The sequence below is a fragment of the Aeromonas sp. 603079 genome (genome assembly GCF_049172135.1).
GTDB classification, from domain to species: domain Bacteria; phylum Pseudomonadota; class Gammaproteobacteria; order Enterobacterales; family Aeromonadaceae; genus Aeromonas; species Aeromonas veronii.
On sequence record NZ_JAAKPX010000014.1, the window covers coordinates 34,595 to 53,680 of the forward strand.

General features: G+C 59.5%; 19 protein-coding genes. All 19 read left to right on the forward strand.

Translation table 11 applies throughout. The annotated features are described in order from the left end of the window. Positions 1–97 precede the first annotated feature (97 nt). The 19 genes from G5287_RS11975 to mreD all read left to right on the forward strand — a co-directional run bounded on the left by G5287_RS11975 (position 98) and on the right by mreD (position 19,086). Positions 98–691 carry a PilN domain-containing protein gene (locus G5287_RS11975; RefSeq protein ID WP_421231344.1) on the forward strand — a complete coding sequence of 198 codons (594 nt, stop codon included), beginning with the start codon at positions 98–100 and terminating at the stop codon, positions 689–691. Next, positions 691–1,338 carry a type 4a pilus biogenesis protein PilO gene (pilO, locus tag G5287_RS11980; protein WP_421231345.1) on the forward strand — a complete coding sequence of 216 codons (648 nt, stop codon included), beginning with the start codon at positions 691–693 and terminating at the stop codon, positions 1,336–1,338. Before G5287_RS11975 ends, pilO begins: the two co-directional genes overlap by 1 nt. Further along, positions 1,331–1,660 (forward strand): SctD/MshK family protein, encoded by a 330-nt coding sequence (locus G5287_RS11985; protein WP_106844136.1) that lies wholly within the window; start codon positions 1,331–1,333, stop codon positions 1,658–1,660. The genes pilO and G5287_RS11985 overlap by 8 nt, the downstream gene beginning before the upstream one ends. 70 nt (positions 1,661–1,730) lie before the next feature. Continuing rightward, on the forward strand, positions 1,731–3,404 hold the full coding sequence (gene mshL / locus G5287_RS11990; protein WP_421231346.1) for a pilus (MSHA type) biogenesis protein MshL: 1,674 nt from the start codon (positions 1,731–1,733) through the stop codon (positions 3,402–3,404). A gap of 92 nt (positions 3,405–3,496) precedes the next feature. Then, entirely contained in the window at positions 3,497–4,393 is an 897-nt protein-coding gene (locus G5287_RS11995; protein WP_216952746.1) for an ExeA family protein, read from the forward strand. Continuing rightward, positions 4,390–5,472: a tetratricopeptide repeat protein gene (locus G5287_RS12000; RefSeq protein ID WP_266134568.1), complete on the forward strand. Its 1,083-nt coding sequence runs from the start codon at positions 4,390–4,392 to the stop codon at positions 5,470–5,472. The genes G5287_RS11995 and G5287_RS12000 overlap by 4 nt, the downstream gene beginning before the upstream one ends. 73 nt (positions 5,473–5,545) lie before the next feature. Beyond that, on the forward strand, positions 5,546–7,255 hold the full coding sequence (mshE, locus tag G5287_RS12005; RefSeq protein ID WP_106844139.1) for an MSHA fimbrial ATPase MshE: 1,710 nt from the start codon (positions 5,546–5,548) through the stop codon (positions 7,253–7,255). 3 nt (positions 7,256–7,258) lie between these two features. Continuing rightward, positions 7,259–8,479: a type II secretion system F family protein gene (locus G5287_RS12010; RefSeq protein WP_005340027.1), complete on the forward strand. Its 1,221-nt coding sequence runs from the start codon at positions 7,259–7,261 to the stop codon at positions 8,477–8,479. Between the two features lie 145 nt (positions 8,480–8,624). After that, a complete protein-coding gene (locus G5287_RS12015) occupies positions 8,625–9,086 on the forward strand; it encodes a hypothetical protein (RefSeq protein WP_421231347.1) in 462 nt (153 codons plus the stop codon). A 77-nt stretch (positions 9,087–9,163) separates the two neighbouring features. Beyond that, positions 9,164–9,835 (forward strand): prepilin-type N-terminal cleavage/methylation domain-containing protein, encoded by a 672-nt coding sequence (locus G5287_RS12020; RefSeq protein ID WP_106844142.1) that lies wholly within the window; start codon positions 9,164–9,166, stop codon positions 9,833–9,835. A gap of 14 nt (positions 9,836–9,849) precedes the next feature. Continuing rightward, positions 9,850–10,281, forward strand: coding sequence for a prepilin-type N-terminal cleavage/methylation domain-containing protein (locus tag G5287_RS12025; RefSeq protein WP_106844143.1), 432 nt, complete (start codon positions 9,850–9,852; stop codon positions 10,279–10,281). A gap of 58 nt (positions 10,282–10,339) precedes the next feature. Continuing rightward, positions 10,340–10,828 carry a type II secretion system protein gene (locus G5287_RS12030; RefSeq protein WP_128834795.1) on the forward strand — a complete coding sequence of 163 codons (489 nt, stop codon included), beginning with the start codon at positions 10,340–10,342 and terminating at the stop codon, positions 10,826–10,828. After that, the gene (locus G5287_RS12035) at positions 10,815–11,375 is read left to right on the forward strand and encodes a type II secretion system protein (protein WP_128834797.1); all 561 of its coding nucleotides are present in this window, start codon (positions 10,815–10,817) and stop codon (positions 11,373–11,375) included. Before G5287_RS12030 ends, G5287_RS12035 begins: the two co-directional genes overlap by 14 nt. After that, positions 11,375–12,304 carry a PilW family protein gene (locus G5287_RS12040; protein ID WP_421231348.1) on the forward strand — a complete coding sequence of 310 codons (930 nt, stop codon included), beginning with the start codon at positions 11,375–11,377 and terminating at the stop codon, positions 12,302–12,304. The genes G5287_RS12035 and G5287_RS12040 overlap by 1 nt, the downstream gene beginning before the upstream one ends. Before the next feature lie 37 nt (positions 12,305–12,341). Beyond that, a complete protein-coding gene (locus tag G5287_RS12045) occupies positions 12,342–12,767 on the forward strand; it encodes an MSHA biogenesis protein MshP (RefSeq protein ID WP_144716014.1) in 426 nt (141 codons plus the stop codon). Continuing rightward, entirely contained in the window at positions 12,764–16,420 is a 3,657-nt protein-coding gene (locus G5287_RS12050) for a DUF6701 domain-containing protein (protein ID WP_421231349.1), read from the forward strand. The genes G5287_RS12045 and G5287_RS12050 overlap by 4 nt, the downstream gene beginning before the upstream one ends. 204 nt (positions 16,421–16,624) lie before the next feature. Further along, positions 16,625–17,665, forward strand: a complete 1,041-nt coding sequence (locus G5287_RS12055) for a rod shape-determining protein (RefSeq protein ID WP_005340051.1) — start codon at positions 16,625–16,627, stop codon at positions 17,663–17,665. A gap of 42 nt (positions 17,666–17,707) precedes the next feature. Further along, complete coding sequence (gene mreC, locus G5287_RS12060) at positions 17,708–18,601, forward strand: rod shape-determining protein MreC (RefSeq protein ID WP_005342907.1); 894 nt, start codon at positions 17,708–17,710, stop codon at positions 18,599–18,601. Next, positions 18,601–19,086: a rod shape-determining protein MreD gene (gene mreD, locus G5287_RS12065; protein ID WP_227341518.1), complete on the forward strand. Its 486-nt coding sequence runs from the start codon at positions 18,601–18,603 to the stop codon at positions 19,084–19,086. The genes mreC and mreD overlap by 1 nt, the downstream gene beginning before the upstream one ends.

Below are 19,086 nucleotides of genomic sequence, written 5' to 3' on the forward strand. Positions count from 1 at the left end.
TGTTATTCCCCCTTGCTGCCATGGTCAACAAGACAATGTTGCTGGCTGGCGTCGAATACCTTTCTGCCTACGCAGCCGCCATCGGGGAGGATGCGTGATGAAACGTCAGATAAATCTCTATGGTGCCGAGTTTCGTCCCAAGCGGCAGTGGGCCAGCCTCAATCAGATGGCGTTGGTATGGGGTGTTGCGCTGTTGCTGATCCTGCTGACGGCTATCGGTTACAGCTGGCAGCAGCAACAGGTCAGCCGGGCGCTAGCGCAACGCACCGCCGAGCTGGAGCTCAAGCGCAGCGAGGCCAGACGCCTCGATGCCGAGCTGGCGCGCCATCAGGCAGATCCCCGGCTGCAACAGCAACTGGTCAATAAACGGGATGAGCTGACCGCCAAGCAGGGGCTGATGCGTCAGCTCGGTAGCCTGTCTCTGCAAAAATCCCAGGGCTATGCCAGCGTGATGGCGGATCTCTCCCGCATTCGCAGCAGCAACCTCTCGTTGCAGCGCATCGAGATCAACGAAGGGCGGATCAACCTCTCCGGTTTTGCCGGACGCAGTCAGGATGTGCCGGCCTGGGTCAACCGCTTCAAGCAGACCCCGAGTCTGGTAGGCAAGGAGTTTGGTGAACTGACCCTCGGCCGTGACAAGGAGGGCCGTCTGACCTTCCAGTTGAGCGGCATTGCGCGGGAGAAACCCTGATGAATCTGAAAGCACAATGGCAGGCATGGGGCCAGCGTATCGCCGTGTTGAGCCAGCGGGAGCGGGTGTTGATCCTGCTGACCGGTCTGGTGCTGCTGGGCGCGGCCGGACTCTACGGCTGGATCGATGGCGCTGATACTCGCCTGCAGCAGGATCGCATGGCCCTGAGCGCCGCCGAGCGCGACCTCGAAATCATGGAGCTGGAGAACCTCGGCAAACAGGCTCGGCTCAAGCGGGATCCCAATCAGGGCGTTCGCGACCAGCTGGCGCAGGTCGAAGCGGATCTGGCCCGGATCGACGATGAGCTGAAGGCCCAGACCGTCGATCTGATCCCGGCGCACGAGATGCCGCAGGTGCTGGAGGCGCTGCTCTCCCGCTCCGCCAACCTTCACATGCTGGCGCTCAGTTCGCTGGAGCCGACCCCGCTGATGGCGGGAGAACAGAAGGTCAATCTCTACAAACATGGTATCCGGCTTCAGCTTGAAGGTGGCTATTTCGATGTTTATCAATATCTTAAAGCGCTGGAAGCCTTGCCGCGCCACTTTTACTGGAAGCAGTTCGACTACCGGGTCAAATCCTATCCCGGCGCGGTGGTGGAGATGGAGATCTACACCCTGAGTACCAGCAAGGAGTTTATCCGTGGCTAGAGTGTTTGCGTTGTGCTGTTGCCTGTTCAGCGTGCTGGTAAAGGCGGAGCAGGTCGAGGTATTGCAGGATCCCACCGCACCGCTGGCGGATGTGGCGATTGGCGCCCGTGCGACCGGCGAGAGCAACACCGGTTTACCGAAGCTGCAGAGTGTGGTGCTGGGCAATGGCCCGGCGCTGGCGGTGCTCAATGGCAAGAGTTATCGGGTCGGGCAACAGGTGGATGGCTATACGCTGGTGGCCATCACGGCAGATGCCGTGGTGCTGGAAAAGGCGGGCAAACGCCACGCGGTCACACTCTTTGCCAGCAAGATCCGGGTTTGAGTCGTGCTTGCCTTTCGAGAGGTGGAGCGGCTTTATCGAGTTTAATTGCAAGTCAGGGTGCTCTAATTACATGAAAAAACACCGTCTCTGTCTGATCACCATGGCCATGATGGCCGCAGGCTGTACCACGTATCAGCACCCCGAGCCGACCCAGGCCAAGGATGCTCTCAAACAGGCCATGAACGAACAGCAGAAGCAGGCTGCCCCGCTGACCGCCTTGCCCAAATCGGTGCAGAGTGAATTGCTGCAGCTGAACCGGCCGCAGATGCCGGTCGGCATGCCGGAGAAGCGGCTGCGCATCGCGGCTCACGACGTGGAGGCGGTGGAGTTTTTCGGTTCCCTGTTCAAGGGCTCCCGCTACAGCGTGGCGGTTCATCCCGGGGTGGCCGGGCTGGTCTCGGTCGAGCTCAAGGATGTGACCCTGCCGGAGGTGCTGGCGGTGGTAGGTGACATGTATGGCTTCGACGTGCAGCGCAAGGGCAATGTCTTCCACATCTATCCGGCGGGTCTGCGCACCGAAACCATTCCGGTCAACTATCTGATGATGTCCCGCCGTGGCCTATCCCGCACCTCGGTCAGCACCGGCGGGGTGACTGCCAATGACAACAATGGCAGCAATAACAGCAGTTTCGACAGCGCGTCCAACAACAGCGGCAGCAACAGCTCCTCCAGCAACAACTCGAGCGGTGACAACAGCAACGGTACCCGGATCGAGACTGACACCAACAGCGACTACTGGACCGATCTGCGCGACTCCCTGCAGACCCTGATTGGCACGGGTGATGGTCGCGCCGTGATCACCAGCCCGCAGGCGGGTCTGGTCACTATTCGCGCCTATCCGAAGGAGCTCAAGGCGGTACGTGAATTCCTCAATCAATCCGAGAGTCACCTCAAGCGCCAGGTGGTGCTGGAGGCGCGGATCATCGAAGTCGCCCTCAACGAAGGGTATGAGCAGGGGGTTGACTGGAGCGGTCTCTCCGCCAGTTGGGATGGCGGCAAGGGTATTACCGGCGGCCAGTCACTTGCCAAGACCCAGCTGCCCACCACCCCCAACCAGATCTTCAGTGCGCTGGGCGGCGGCGCCGGTTTCACGATCTCTGATGGCAACTTCGAGGTGGCGGTCAACCTGCTCAAGACCCAGGGCGATGTGAATACCCTCTCCAGCCCGAGGGTCACTGCGACCAACAACCAGAAGGCGGTGATCAAGGTGGGGACGGACGAATATTTCGTCACCAATGCCTCGACCACTACGGTGACCTCGACCGGCACGGCCGAACCTATCGTGACCCCCAATGTGGAGCTGACCCCCTTCTTCTCCGGTATTGCGCTGGACGTAACGCCGCAAATCGATGAAGAGGGCAAGGTGCTGCTCCATATCCACCCTTCCGTTATCGACACAGAAGAGCAGAAGAAGACCATCAACGTCGGTACCGCCAAACCGCTGGAGCTGCCGCTCGCCAAGAGCTCGATCCGCGAGTCCGATACCGTGGTGCAGGCCAATAACGGCGACATTATCGTCATCGGTGGTCTGATGAAGACCGACAAGCAGGAGATCGTCAGCAAGGTGCCGCTGCTGGGAGATATTCCCTGGGTGGGCGAAGCCTTTACCAATCGTCGCGAGAGCACCAAGAAGGTGGAGCTGGTGATCATGCTCAAACCGACCGTGGTGGAGAAAGATACCTGGCAAAACGAGCTGCAGCGTTCCGCAGATCTGCTCGACAAGTGGTATCCGGCGAAGGGGTAAGCCATGAGCTGGCGATTGGCATCTTTCCATTCCGCCGTACTGCGGGCCGAGGCTCGCGGTCGCAGGTTCCCCGTACTGGCTGGTGAGCGCCCATGTACCTGAGCCACTTCGGCCTGCAGGAGGCGCCGTTCGGCCTCACCCCCAATACCGGCTTCTACTACGGCTTGCCCCCTCACGAGGAGGCGCAACAGGTGCTCAATTGGGCGCTGGCGCAAGGGGAGGGATTTATCAAGGTGACCGGCGAGGTGGGTACCGGCAAGACCCTGCTCTGCCGAAAACTGCTGAGCGAGCTGGGCTCGGAAGAGTGCCCGGTGCGGCTCGCCTGGTTGCCCAATCCCCACCTCAGCCCGGCCGAGCTGCGCACAGCGCTGGCGCTGGAACTGGGGTTGTCGGTGCGGGAGCAGAGTGAGCTGGATCTTACCGATCGCATCCATCGTCACCTGATCAGCCTGCACCAGCAGGGCAGTCGGGTGGTGGTGCTGATCGATGAGGCCCAGGCGCTGCCTGACGAGACTCTGGAGGCGATTCGCCTGTTTGGCAATCTCGAGACCGAATCGAGCAAGCTGCTGCAGATTGTGCTGTTCGGCCAGCCGGAGCTGGATATCAGACTGGCCAGGCCCCACCTGCGCCAACTGCGCCAGCGGATCGGCTTTTCATACTGCCTGCGCCCGCTGCGCTTTGACGAGACCCGCGCCTATCTGGAGCACAGATTGCAGGTCTCCGGCTACCGCGGGGCACCACTGTTTGCCGGCCGCGCCATGCGGATGCTGTGGCGGGCCTCGCGAGGGATCCCGAGACTTATCAACATCCTGGCGCACAAGTGCCTGATGCTGGCCTACGGTCAGGGGAGGCGCCGGATCGATAGCCGTCTGGTGAGGCTCGCCATTCGCGATACCGACGATGCCAGCCGCTTTGCGCCATTGCGCTGGTGGCCCCTGTTACTGTTACTGTTGCTGGGGTGCGCCCTGGCTTATGGAGTCTGGCCATGAGCGTTATCAACCAGATGCTGAAAGATCTGGATCGGCGCCAGCAAGGCGCCGAGGGAACTGCCGTCTATATTGCCCCTGCGCGCCAGCAGGGGTGGTGGATGTTGCTGCTGACCCTGATCTGTGGTCTGGCATTGGGGATCCTCGGTTGGCGCACCTGGATCTACTGGCAGCAGACACACCCTGTCGTCGCCGCCAGCGAAGTGGTGGTTCCCGATGTGGTGACACGGGCCGCCGAGCCAGTCAATCCGCCCGAGCCGGTCGCAGTGGCCGCTGCGCTGCCGTTGCCGGGTGGGGATGAGAGAGTGGCTGATACCGCTGGCGGGCAGGTAGAGGGAGAGATGGCCGATGGTGCCCCCTTTGATGCCTCCAGCGATGTTGACGATTCGGAGCCGACCGATGAAGAGCTGCAGCCCGAGCTCTACGCCGAACTGGCGGCAGAGCAGCAGGCTGTCGCCAGCGCCCCGCGTAAACCGGGCATATTGAAGATCGAGACGGTCGAGCTGTCGGCCAAGGAGCTGGCGGCACTGGCGGAGCGCAAGGCGACGACCGCCATGGCCAAGGGAAGCCTGCGGGATGCGCAGGACAACTACTATCAGGTGCTGGCCCACGACCCCTATAACCAGGGGGCGCGCGAGCAACTGGCGGGGTTGCTCTACGGCGAGGGGCGCCTGACCGAGGCGCGCCAGCTGCTGGAGGAGGGGATCCGGCTCGATCCCCAACAGGCCGATTTTCGTCTGCTGCTGGCCCGTCTTGCCATCAACGAGGGGCAGCAACAGCAGGCGCTTGGCTGGTTGTCCGGTTATCAACCTGATCTTGCCAGCAACCTGGACTATTACGCCACTTGGGCGGGTCTGACCCAGGAGCTGGGTCAAAATGCCGATGCGGCGGCGCTCTATGTGAAGCTGCTGCGCCAGCAGCCGGATCAGGGCCGCTGGTGGCTTGGTCTCGGTGTCGCCGAGGATGGTCAGGGGCACAGCCAGCGGGCACTCGATGCCTATCGCAACGCCCTGCTGCACGGCAATCTCGGCGAGGCGTCGACCAACTGGCTGGAACAACGAATTGGCCAACTAACCCCTTGATAAACGCAGATTCGATGAGCGAAGCCTCATCGGATGCGGCAACGGGTGTGAAGTAACAGATATCGGAGCAAACATGGCACAACCCAGACTGAAAATGCGCCTCGGCGACCTGCTGGTTCAGGAGCAGATCATCTCTGATGATCAGTTGCAGCTTGCCCTGCAGCAGCAGCGTCAGACCGGACGCAAACTGGGCACCACTCTGATTGACCTCGGCTTTATCAGCGAGGTACAGCTGCTGCAGTTCCTCGCTCGCCAGCTGGATGTACCCTTCTTCGATCTCAATAACCTCACCATCGATGCCGCCGCGGTGCCGCTGCTGCCCGAAGTGCAGGCGCGCCGTTATCGGGCGCTGGCGGTCAACCTTACCGACGACAAGGTGACGGTGGCGATGTCGGATCCGGCGGACTTGAGTGCGCTGGATGCCATTGCTGCCTTGCTGAGCCCGCGGGAGATGGTGCTGGCGGTCGCGCGGGAAGGGCAGTTGCTGGACTATTTTGACCGCCTCTATCGCCGCACCCGCGAGATTGAGAGCTTCGCCGAACAGCTGCAGGAGGAGTATCAGGACTCCGGCTTCGAGTTGGGTTCAGGTAATCTGGGGGCCAATGACGAGGGGGAGGCGACGGTGGCCAAGCTGCTGCGCTCCCTGTTCGAGGATGCGGTGCAGGTGGGAGCGTCGGATATCCACATCGAGCCGGACGAGAAGGTGCTGCGCATTCGCCAGCGGATCGACGGCATCCTCCACGAGAATATCCTCAACGAGGTGCGCATCGCCCAGGCGCTGGTGCTGCGTCTCAAGCTGGTGGCCGGGCTCGATATCTCCGAGAAGCGCTTGCCGCAGGATGGCCGTTTCAACATGAAGGTGCGCGGCCGTGATGTGGATGTGCGGATGTCCACCATGCCGGTGCAGTATGGCGAGTCTGTGGTGATGCGTCTGCTGGATCAATCCTCCGGCATCCTGTCGCTGACCGAGACCGGCATGCCGCCGGAGATCCTGACCCGTTTCCGTCGTCAGCTCAAACGCCCGCACGGCATGATCCTGGTGACCGGCCCCACCGGTAGCGGCAAGACCACCACCCTCTATGGCGCGCTCTCCGAGCTCAATCAGTCCAGCAACAAGATCATCACGGTCGAAGACCCGGTGGAGTATCGTCTGCCCCGTATCAGCCAGGTGCAGGTCAATCCCAAGATCGGTCTCACCTTTTCCCACGTGCTGCGTTCCACCCTGCGCCAGGACCCGGACATCCTGCTGGTGGGTGAGATGCGTGACAACGAGACGGTGGAGATCGGCCTGCGTGGCGCCATCACCGGTCACCTGGTGCTGACCACCCTGCACACCAACGATGCGGTGACCAGTGCCTTGCGCCTTATCGACATGGGGGCGCCCGGCTATCTGGTGGCGAGTGCCCTGCGGGCTGTGGTCGCCCAGCGGCTGGTGCGGCGGGTATGTGAGCACTGCGTCGAGGAGAAGGCGCCCGACGAAGGGCAGGCCACCTGGCTCACCGTGCTTTCCGGCGAGGCGCCTGGCCAGCATACCTATCACAAGGGCCGGGGTTGCCAGAGCTGCAACTTTACCGGTTATTCCGGCCGGATCGGGGTCTACGAGCTACTGGAGCTGGATCAGCCGATGATGGATGCCCTGCGCCGCAACGATGCGGAAGGGTTCGCCAAGGCGGCCCGTCAACACGAACACTACCGGCCGCTGGCCCTCACTGCCCTCGATTATGCCCGTCAGGGGATCACCTCGGTGGATGAGGTGTTGCGACTGGCCGAGGATTTGGGGTAAGCGATGGCTAACTTTGCTTACAAGGGGCGTGACAGCCAGGGCAACGCCACCAGTGGCGTGGTCGAAGCGGCCAACGAGATGGCGGCCGCCGAGCAGCTGATGCGCCGTGGTGTGATGCCCACCGAGCTCAAACCGGGCAAGGCCAAGTCCGCCGCCATCGACTGGTCACTGTTGCTGGAAGGTGGCGTCAAGCTGGATGAGCTGGTGATCTTCAGCCGCCAGATGTATGCCCTGACCCGGGCCGGGATCCCGATCCTGCGTGCCATCGCCGGGTTGGAGGAGAGTACCCACAGCAAGCCGCTCAAGCGGGCGCTTCACTCGCTGGGGGAAGATCTTGGCAACGGTCGCCCGCTCTCCAGCTCGATGCAGGCGCACCCCAAGGTATTCAGCAGCCTGTTCGTCGCCATCATCCATGTGGGTGAGAACACAGGTCAGCTGGAAGAGTCCTTTTTGCAGCTCGCCAACTATTTCGAGCTGGAGCTGGAGACTCGCAAGCGGATCAAGACCGCGATGCGCTACCCCAGCTTCGTGATGATCGCCATCGGTATCGCCATGGTGATCCTCAATATCATGGTGATCCCGGTGTTTGCCGGCATGTTCGCCAAATTCGGGGTGGAGTTGCCGCTGGCGACCCGCATTCTGCTCGCCACCTCGCACTTTTTTGTCAACTACTGGTGGCTGCTGCTCGCTATTCTGGCGGGGATGGTGTTCGGTTGGCGCCGCTGGGTCGCCACCACCAAGGGCAAGCTGACCTGGCACCGCTGGCAGCTCAAGTTGCCGATCGTCGGCACCATCATAGAGCGCTCCCTGCTGGCCCGTTTTGCCCGCAGTTTTTCCATGATGCTCAAGGCAGGGGTGCCGCTGAACACCGCGCTGACCCTGGTGGCCGATGCGGTGGATAACGCCTATATGGCGGGGCGGGTACGGGATATGCGCGCCGGTATCGAGCGGGGCGAGAGCCTGCTTCGCACCGCCAGCAGCAGCGGCCTGTTCACCCCGCTGGTGATGCAGATGATCGCCGTGGGTGAGGAGACCGGTCAGGTCGATGACCTGCTGCACGAAGCGGCCGAGTATTACGAGCGCGAGGTGGATTATGACCTCAAGAGTCTCACCGCCCGCATCGAGCCGATCCTGATCGGGATCGTGGCAGTAATGGTGTTGATCCTGGCGCTGGGTATCTTCACGCCTATGTGGGACATGATGAGGGCCGTAAGAGGCAAGTAACCCCGTATCTTCACGCCAGAATGGTGGGACATGATGCGAGCGGGATGTGAGTGGTTCGTAGCAAGTAACTCGGCATCTTCACACCTGAGTGGCTGGGCATGATGAGCGTCGTAAGAGGCAATAGGGCGAGGGAGTCGAGGAGTGGATGAACAGACAGACACAACAGGATGATCGCTGGCTGGCCGGATATCGGCGGATCGCCGTGATAATCCTGCTGATGGTGATCGTCACGACCCTGGTGCGCAGCTATCAGATCAACCGGGAGGAGGCGCAACAGCTTTCGTTCACCCTGCTGGGGGAGCAATTTGCGGAGCGGGCACAGCGTTTGCACGGGATCTGGCTGAATGAACGGCGCCCCGACACCCTGCATAGCGCGGGTCATGGTTGGCAATTTGATGAGCGTGGCTGGCCACTCGGACTGTTGCCCCTGCAATCACCATCAGAAAATTGTCGTCAGTTGTGGCTGGCGTTGGTGGGAGAGACGGAGGGGGGCATGCCACCCTTGCAGTTTCTGGCCCGCCCCGATGGCAGCGGGTGCGAGATGGGGTGGGATGGTTATTGGCTGGTTTATCTGTTTTCCGACGGGCGAGTGATTAAAAAGCCTTGAATGAGGCTAATCATATGACCCAACTACATGATTTTTTTAGGTCTGCATGAAATAATATCGGCCATTACCAAGGGAGCATGAAAATGAAACCAATGGCACCATCAATGCCAAATAACGGGATGACAAGAGTGACCGCCGGCTTCTCCCTGATTGAGCTGGTGATCGTTATCGTGATCCTGGGGATCCTGGCGGTAACAGCATTGCCCCGTTTTCTGGATGTAACCGACGAGGCGAAAAAGGCCAGCGTCGAGGGCGTCTCGGGTGGTTTTGCAACAGGAGTGTCGCTAGTGCGGGCCCAGTGGGAAGCGGAAGGGCGCGCCAAACAGGATAGCCTCAATACCGTGCTCTATGACGGCAGCCGCTTCTATCTGACCACGCCGACCGATGCCCAGATCAGCAACGGCGAGTTGTCTCCCGGCTATCCCATGGATACTGCGGCTAGCGGCAATCCGGATGTGGATCCGGCCAATCTGAGCGCAGAGCGTTGTCTCAAGATTTGGGAGGGGTTGCTGCAAAACCCGCCCAAGGCTACGGCCAACTTCAATGAAGTACGCGGTAGCGGCAATGACCTGAAATACTATGCCACTGTGAGCAGTAATGGACTGGATTCGGTCTGTCGTTACTATCTGGTCAATAGTTTGAGTAAGGGCAGCGATGGCAAGTATCAGGATCCGCAAGGCAGTACTGATGCATTCATGAGTTTCAGTTACCGTCCGGCGTCCGGTCAGGTGACTACCAACATCAATTGACAGAGGAAAGTGAAATGAAAAAACAGGCGGGTTTTACCCTGATCGAACTGGTTATCGTGATCATTATTCTGGGGATTCTGGCGGTCACCGCTGCACCCAAGTTCCTGAATCTGCAGGATGATGCGCGTAAAGCAGCTGCTGATGGGGTCAAAGCATCACTACAGAGTGCGGCTCAGATGATTTACAGTAAGGCGGCTATCCAAGGTATTGAAAACTCTTCTTCGGCAGTCTCTGTTGCTGGCACTACCGTCGATGCCAAGTATGGCTATCCGACAGTAGGTACCATTGCAAACGCCGTTACTTTAGATGGGTGGGATGAAGTATCTGCATCCAAAGGGACCTTCAAGCCCAAGGCGGCTGGCAATAACGCTAATTGCCAAGTTAAATACAATGAGGCCACTTCAGCCGCTGCATTCAGTGTTGATGTGACAGGTTGTAGCAACTGATTGAATTATCAAGCGAGGCTTTGGCCTCGCTTTCTTCTTTCCCCCTATGAGAAAAACCATGCCTGCAACCAAGGGCTTTACCCTGATTGAACTGGTTGTGGTGATCCTGTTACTCGGGATTCTCGCCGCCTTTGTCGTGCCCAAATGGCTGGGCAAAGGCGGCGTTGAAACTCAAACTGTGCGTGATGAACTGCTGACCCGTCTGCGGTTGGTACAGACCGTCAATATGCATGAGCCTGCCAACCGCTGTACCCTGCTGGTGGTCGCCTCTCCCCGTTTTGCCCACCGTACTTATGCGGCGTGTCCCGCCAGCGATGATCTGGGCAGTGGTTGGACCGATAACCTGCGCACCCGTGGTCGGCTGGTGACCGCCTCTGACGGAATCACGCTTTCCCTGAACAGCAACAGAAGCTTCGTACTCCGCTTCGATCAGATGGGCAGACCGCTAGGCAGCTGTGCCAACGGTTGTACCTTGCTGGTGAGTGATGGTCGCGAAACCAGCCGCATCCAGATTGAGTCTGAGGGGTATATCCATGAGATCCCTTAAGCGCGGCTTTACCCTGATTGAGCTGATTGTCGGCATAGTGCTGCTGGCGGTGGCCTTGACCGGCATTTTGGGGCTGCTGATCAATCAGGCGCCCCGGGCGGTGGATCCGGTACAGCAGGTGCGTGCCGCCCAGCTGGCCCAGCGCCTCTCCGGCGAGATCCTGCAAAAGTCGTTTGATGAACATTCGGATCATAATGGTGGCCGTTATCGTTGTGGCGAGCAGGTGGCGGGGGTGAACATAGCTCCCTGCTCCGGCAGTTATGGCCCCGATGGTGAGCCGGCTCCCTACGCCTATAACGATGTGGATGACTTCGATACTGCGGGAAACTGGCGGGATGCCAGCTGGTTTACCCAGACGGCGGCGGGGATCAGCGGCGAGGAGTATCGCAACTATCAGGTCAGGATTGCGGTCAGCGCCGTCGATTTTAGCGATGGCACCTTCAAGAGTTGTACCGCGCCCTGTTCTGTGGGCAAGCGGATTGATCTGCAGATCAAGCTGCCGGATGAGAGCGTACTCGACTTCTCCTTCTACCGGGGGAACTACTGATGAATCGTTCCGCTGTCGGGTGTTGCCTGCCTGTCCGAAAGTCCGCTCCTGTAACCACTTCCGGCCTCCGATTATGTCTGGCGGCTAGTCGAACTTACCGTAAACCTGGGGGTAACAGTGGCTTTACCCTGGTCGAGCTGGTGATGGTGATCCTGCTGCTGGGCATCATGGCGACATTTACCAGCCAGTTTATCGGCATCGGCAGCCAGATCTATGGTGATGCCAGCAGTCGTGAGCAGTTGATGAGCGATGCCCGCTTCGCCATGGAACGGCTTAATCGCGAACTGCGCGATGCGGTGCCGGGAGCGGAGCGGATCGAGACGCTTGATGGTACCTGGGTTGACTCGGGGGCTTGCCTGCGGTTCTGGCCTATCAGCACCTCCAGCCGCTATCTGGCGCTTAACCGTGCCATGTCGGGGAGCACGGCCACCCTTGAGCTGGTGATGGCGACCCCGGCTTCTGCTGCCAGCCCGTCGAGTGCAGATCCGTTAGCCGTCGGCAAAGGTGACTGGATGATCGTTTTCCCGGTACCTGACCCAAGTGCAGGGTCGCTGCTGAGCAATTGTGAATATGGCCGCTGTGTGGCCAGGGTTGCTGATGTGCTGGCGCCCGTCTCCGGCGCACAAACGATCCGCTATACCAATAGCGAGAGTCTGGCTGGCCTCTCTCCCGGTAGCCGTGTCTACTTTGCCAATCAACAGGTACGTTATTGCGTTGATGGGGGCACCCTCACTCGTGCCAGTGCCGCAATCGGTGCTCCTTTACCTGCGCAAGGCGTGCTGATGGCAGAGTCGCTCCGCGCTGGCGGTTTCTATCGGGAAACATCGGCATTCAACGCGGAAGGGGAGTTTGGCATGCGGTTCTTGTTCGAACGCAAGGGGGAGTCGGTCACCTTCAGCCACAAGATCGAGGTGTTCAATGTCCCGTGATGCACTCCCGGCAGGACGGATGCGTGGTAGCGCCCTGATGATCGCCCTGTTTGTGATCGTGGTGATGGCGCTGCTGGCGGCCGCCATGGGCCGTTTTCTGGTCGACAGTAGCGAGAAAAATACCGTGGAGGTACGCAGTGTGCGTGCTCTGCTGGCCGCCCAGAGCGGGCTGGAGATTGCTCTGTATCAGCTGTTTCCGAACCGGCCTGCTGCGCCATCTCCCCAGGATCGTTGTGACTGGATCAGCCCGACCCCCTCGTTCACCGGCGTTACCGGTCTGGTGCAGTGCCAAGTTGCTGTGCGTTGCACTCAGATTCCGGTGACCTATAACGGTGCCGTGACTAATGGCTATCGTCTCGAGAGTGTCGGAACCTGTGGTTCCTCTGAACTGGATAGTGCGAGTCCCGATTTTGCCGTGAGCAGAACTCTGATGCTTGAAGCGTATGACGGAGGCGGACAATGAAATGGGTATGGGCGCTTGCCCTCTTTACTGGCCATGTCTGGGCCTTCGACCCTATCGACACAGGCACGCTCTTTCCGGATGTGGTGCAAGGGCATCATGGCAACAACAATAACGTTTGCCATCAGATTAGCGGCTACCAGCTTAGCCAACTCAACAACGCCAAGATCAACGGTTCCGGCGGTTTGCCTCTCAACTTCTGCTCCATCCAGCCGGATCAGAACAATACGCCGCGCTGCGATGATGGTACTGGCGGCTACATGGTTTGTAGCGTTACTGGCAAAGATATCCGCGGGCTGTCCCTGAGCGGGAATAATGCTTTTCCCGCCATCACCTCCAATTCGACCCAGCTCTGTTCGTTTGGTTCGCAAACGGCTTCCAGTACCTCTTATGGTGCGATGACGGTAGAAAACTGCACTATGACGTTCCCCAGCCGCAGCACCTACCTGATCAAGACGCTGACAGTGCGCAACAACGCGATCCTGGTGCTGGGGGAGGGGGATTACTTCATCGACAAGCTGATTCTGGACAGCGGTACCATCCGTCTCTCAGGCAGTGGCACCACCCGGATTTTCGTCAATCAGGATGTCAAGCTGGTCAATACGGTCAATATCAATGCCAATAATCAGGGCAGTCTCATCTGGGTTAACTATAACGACATGGTGATCGACAACCGCACCACGTTTTATGGTTATCTCTATGCCGATGGGAAGCTCACCATGAACAATAATGCCACCGTCTATGGCAGGGTGACGGCCCGCTATCTGGCCATGGATGCCCAGTCCAGCATCAATGAAGCGGTACTTCCGCCGATGCTGACCTGTTTTGTCGACGGTTTCGAAAGCAGCCAGATCAACCCCGACAGTTGGGTCGTGGCTCAGCGCAACAACAGCACATTGCCATCGGTGCAGAATGGTCGCCTGCGTCTCACCCAGAACGTCACCAACCAGGCCACGTCGGCCACTTTCCAGCGCCTCTTCCCCGGTGCAGGTAACCTGGTGACGGTCGAGTTCGATCAATACGCCTACAAGACTTCCGGCACAAGCGGGGCGGATGGCATGGCGGTGGTGCTCTCGGATGCCACCCTGACGCCACAACCTGGTGCATTTGGTGGCCCCCTGGGATACGGTTTCAAGACCGGGATCAGTGGTTTTGCGGGCGGCTGGCTTGGTGTCGGGATCGACGAATACGGCAACTACGCCAATGAGGGGGGGTCTTATAATATCGGCTCCCGACCGCAGGCCGTCTCTATTCGCGGATCCGGCTCCGGTACCTCCGGTTACCGCTACCTGGCCGGAACCGCCAGCAATCTCAACCCGACCGTCGACAGCGGTACCAACAGCAATCGCCCCCACCGCTATCGCATTACGGTCGACTCTCGCACGGCGGGCAACTCGGTGGCCACCGTCGAACGGGATAGCGGTGACGGGTTTCGTACGCTCGTTGGTCCAATCAACATGACGAGCCAGACCGGCCAAGCGACAGTACCGGGCAACTTCCTGCTGTCATTGACTGGGTCCACCGGGTCGGTGACCAACTTCCACGAGATCGATAACGTGCGGATCTGTGCGCTGCGTTCCAGTCCAGTGGGCACCCAGATCGATCATTTCGAATTCGATCACAGCGGCAATGCGCTGACCTGCAACCCTGAAACCCTGACCATTCGGGCCTGTGCCAATGCCGACTGCAGCCTGTTGGTGACCGAACCCGTGACTGCCACCCTGCAACCCGCAACGAGTAGCAGCGGTGGTTGGGTGGGAGGCAATCAAGTGAGCTTCAGCGGAGGAACCACCACGCTGGCGCTGCGACAGAATACCGCCGGTACGGTGACCGTCGGGGTCAGCGGCTCGACGCCCTCGACCAAACCGTTGAGTACCACCCTGTGCCGGGTTGGCGGTGGCGCCAAGAGTGCGGCTGCCTGTACGCTCACCTTTGCCGACAGCGGATTTATCTTCGACGTGCCCGACACCTACTCGAACCAGCCGCAGACGGTGACCATCAAGGCGGTCAAAAAGAGCGATGTGACCAAGCAGTGTGTGCCGGGGTTTGCCAGCCAGACCAAGAGCGTCAAGTTCTGGAGCAGCTATATCACCCCCACCAGTAACCCCTATAACAGCCAGATGAGCGTCAACAGCAGTACGATTGGTGCCAGTCAGGGGGCTGCAACGCCGCTCTCCCTCGTATTCGATGCGCAGGGGCAGTCGAGCATAACGGTTAAGTACCCGGATGCGGGCAAGGTGCAACTGGATGCTCGTTATGATGGTACTGGCAGTGAAGCCGGTCTGGTGATGCTAGGCGCGGATCAGTTTGTGGCTCGCCCGGTCGGTCTGTGCATCACGCCCCCGCAAGGGGTCTGCGCGGCAGGTGACAGCAGCTGTCCGGTATTCAAAAAAGCGGGGGAAACGTTCCAGGTAGATATCAAGGCGATGGCCTGGGAATCCGCCAATGATGGGGATATCTGCGCAGGGAATCAGACTACGCCCAACTTTGCCCTGCCCAATATTGCTCTGGGCAGTACGCTGGTGGCACCCAATCCGGGCACTAATGCAACGCTGGGTACTACCACCTATAACCATGTTTCTGCGGCCAACAGTATCAATAGCGTTAGCCAGACTGTGAGCGAGGTGGGAGTATTCCGGATGACGGCGACGCCGCCAGTCAATGGCTACTTCAATTACACCATCCCATCAACCCAGAGCCAGCCGGTGGGGCGTTTTATTCCTGCCGACTTCAATCTGGTGAGCGGCGACATAGTGCCAGCCTGCAATGCGTTCTCCTATATGGGGCAGCCCTTTGGCGTCATGCTGGATGTGCTGGCTCGTAATACGATGGGCGTACAGACCCGAAACTATACGGGGCCCTTTGCCAAGGGCGAAGCCTATCTCTCGGTTGCCAATGATAAGGATGGTAAATCCCTGTCGAGCCGCTTGCGCAGTCTGCAGCCGCTGCCATGGCTCGATGGCCGTGCGGCCTTGACTACCGGTAGCAGCGAGTTTGTGCGCCTCTCTGGCACGCAACCGGATGGTCCCTACAACTCTTTGTTGTTTGGTCTGTATATGAGGGATAACGATGGCGACAGAACGCTGATTGCCAGCCCGAATTTCAATGATGCCGTGGTAGGTAACTGCAGTGGCAGCGGCTGTAATGCCCGTCAGATAGACAGTGTGCCTATGAAAGCCTATTTTGGCCGCCTGCAGGCGGGCACGGCGGCGGGTCTGGCCTCGGCACCGCTGGCCATTCCACTGCAGATGCAATATTACGAAGGGGGCAACTGGCTGCAAAACAAGGAAGATCAATGTACCCAGCTCTCTTTGGCCAATCAGGGGTTCACTTTCCTCAATCCGAGTCACACCTTTGATGCGGCGACTCGCGAGCTGAATCTGGGGGCAGGTCGCAAGATCAAGCTGGGATTGGGCAGTTCGGCACCGGGTGGGGATGCTGCACTGGCGAAAGACGGGGAGATCCTGTTCCACTTTGCCAAGCCGGACATCTCGGTGCGCATCCCCTACAAGGTCGAATTGGCAAAACAGCCATCATCGCCACTCTGGTTGTCTGACCCAACGAGTGCCAATGACGGCAACCTGCAAGGTGAGGCCATTTTCGGCTCCAGCCGGGGTAATGACAGAATTATTTATCGGCGCGAAGTATTGCAGTAATTGATGTGTAAGGGGGGTTGGCTCAACAGCATCCCCCTAAATCCTTGTTTATTAGTGTTTGCAAGCGTGTGCGAGTGAGTGATGACTCGCATTTTTGTCGCGCCTGATTGATTGGCGACAGTTTGAGCGCTTGCCGATTGGGGTGGGCATTGGTAAAGTTAGCCGGTTTTCTGCACCTCCAAATTCTTAGGATTTCCCGTAGCCATGTTCAAAAAGCTCAGAGGCGTCTTTTCCAACGATCTGTCGATCGATTTGGGAACTGCCAACACCCTGATCTATGTAAAAGATCAAGGGATCGTCCTTAACGAACCCTCAGTTGTCGCCATTCGCCAAGAGCGCGGGAACGCCAAATCGGTCGCTGCTGTCGGTCATGCCGCCAAGCAGATGCTGGGCCGTACCCCGGGCAACATTTCCGCAATCCGCCCGATGAAAGACGGCGTGATCGCCGATTTCTACGTGACCGAGAAGATGCTGCAGCACTTCATCAAACAGGTTCACGACAACAACTATTTCCGCCCCAGCCCGCGCGTGCTGGTGTGTGTACCGTGCGGTTCAACCCAGGTTGAGCGTCGCGCCATCAAGGAGTCCGCACTGGGCGCCGGTGCCCGTGAGGTCTACCTGATCGACGAGCCTATGGCTGCTGCCATCGGTGCCGGCCTGCCGGTATCCGAAGCGACCGGTTCCATGGTGGTTGATATCGGTGGTGGTACCACTGAAGTGGCCATCATCTCTCTGAACGGTGTGGTCTACTCCCAGTCCGTCCGTATCGGTGGCGACAAGTTTGACGAAGCGATCATCAGCTACGTCCGTCGCAACTACGGCAGCCTGATCGGTGAAGCGACTGCCGAGCGCATCAAGCACGAGATCGGCTCCGCCTATCCGGGCGAAGAGGTGCGCGAGATCGAAGTCCGTGGTCGCAACCTGGCTGAAGGTGTACCGCGCAGTTTCACCCTCAACTCCAACGAAATTCTGGAAGCGCTGCAAGAGCCGTTGTCCGGTATCGTGGCTGCCGTCATGGTGGCGCTGGAGCAGTCTCCGCCGGAACTGGCTTCCGACATCTCCGAGCGCGGCATGGTGCTGACCGGTGGTGGCGCACTGCTGAAAGATATCGACCGTCTGCTGATGGAAGAGACCGGCATTCCTGTCGTCGTGGCCGAAGATCCCCTCACCTGTGTGGCCCGTGGCGGCGGCAAGGCGCTGGAGCTGATCGATATGCACGGTGGCGATCTGTTCCACTACGAATAAGACCCAAAGCCGGCCAGCGTGCCGGCTCTTTTTTGACGACCCATGAAACCCATTTTTGGTAGAGGCCCTTCGCTTCAGTTACGGTTGTTTCTCGCCGTCATCATCTCCATCGCTGCCATCGTCGCGGATTCCCGCTTCGGTGTGTTTACCCATGTCCGCGTCTACCTCAGTTCGTTAGTCAGTCCCCTGCAATACATGGCCAATGCGCCCGGTACCCTGCTCGACACCATGTCGACCCAGGTGCAGACCCGTGCCGATCTCATCGAGCAGACCAAGCAGCAGGAGCAACAGCTGTTTACCCTGCGCTCTCGCCTGCTCAAGATGGATCATCTGGAGCACGAGAACCAGCGTCTGCGCGAGCTGCTGGGTTCACCGGTGCACAAAGAGTCCCGCAAGATGGTGGCCGAGCTGCTTTCGGTGGATTCCGACCCCTTCAGCCATCAGGTGCTGATCAACAAGGGGGCGCTGGATGGCGTCTATAACGGTCAGGCGGTGATCAACGATCAGGGGGTGATTGGTCAGGTGCTCCACGTGGGCTCCACCACCAGTCGCGTGCTGCTGATCACCGACTCCAGCCACGGTATTCCGGTGCGGGTGCTGCGCAACGACTTGCGCGCCATCGCCTCCGGCAGTGGCGAGCTCGACAAGCTGGAGCTGCGCAACCTGCCGCGCAACACCGATATTCAGGTGGGGGATCTGCTCGTCACCTCGGGTCTGGGTGGCCGTTTCCCTGAAGGTTATCCGGTGGCGACCGTGACCCGATCCGAATATGTGGAGGGCAAGCCCTTCGCCCAGGTCGAGGCCAAGCCGCTGGTAGAGCTGGATCGGCTGCGTTATCTGCTGCTGCTGTGGACCGACAAGAAACCCGAAGTACATGATGATGAGAATGGCGAACGGGTGGCAACGGCTGCCTCCGCCGCTGGAGCCACTCGCTGATGCTGCAACCCGCCAGCGGCAGGATCTGGATCTGGATTTCGATCCTGCTGGCCTTGAGCCTGTCGATCCTGCCGCTTCCTTTCGAATTTGATCCATTCCGTCCGGACTGGCTGGCCATGGTGCTCATTTACTGGGCACTGGCCTTGCCGCACCGGGCCAATGTCGGCACAGCCTGGGTGGCCGGCCTGCTGCTGGATGTGCTGCTTGGCAGCACCCTCGGTGTGCGGGCGATGGCGATGGCCATTACTACCTATCTGGCCGCCTTCCAGTTCCAGAAGATCCGCAACTTTTCCCTCTGGCAACAGGCCCTGATCATCGGTGGGCTGTCGCTGGTGGGCAAGCTGACGGTGTTCTGGGCCGAGCACCTGTTCAGCCGGGCCAGCCTCAACTTCGCCTACTTTTGGTCGATGTTGACGACGATGCTAATATGGCCCTGGGTATTTCTGGTGCTGCGCAAGGTGCGGCGCCGCTTCAATATCAGGTAA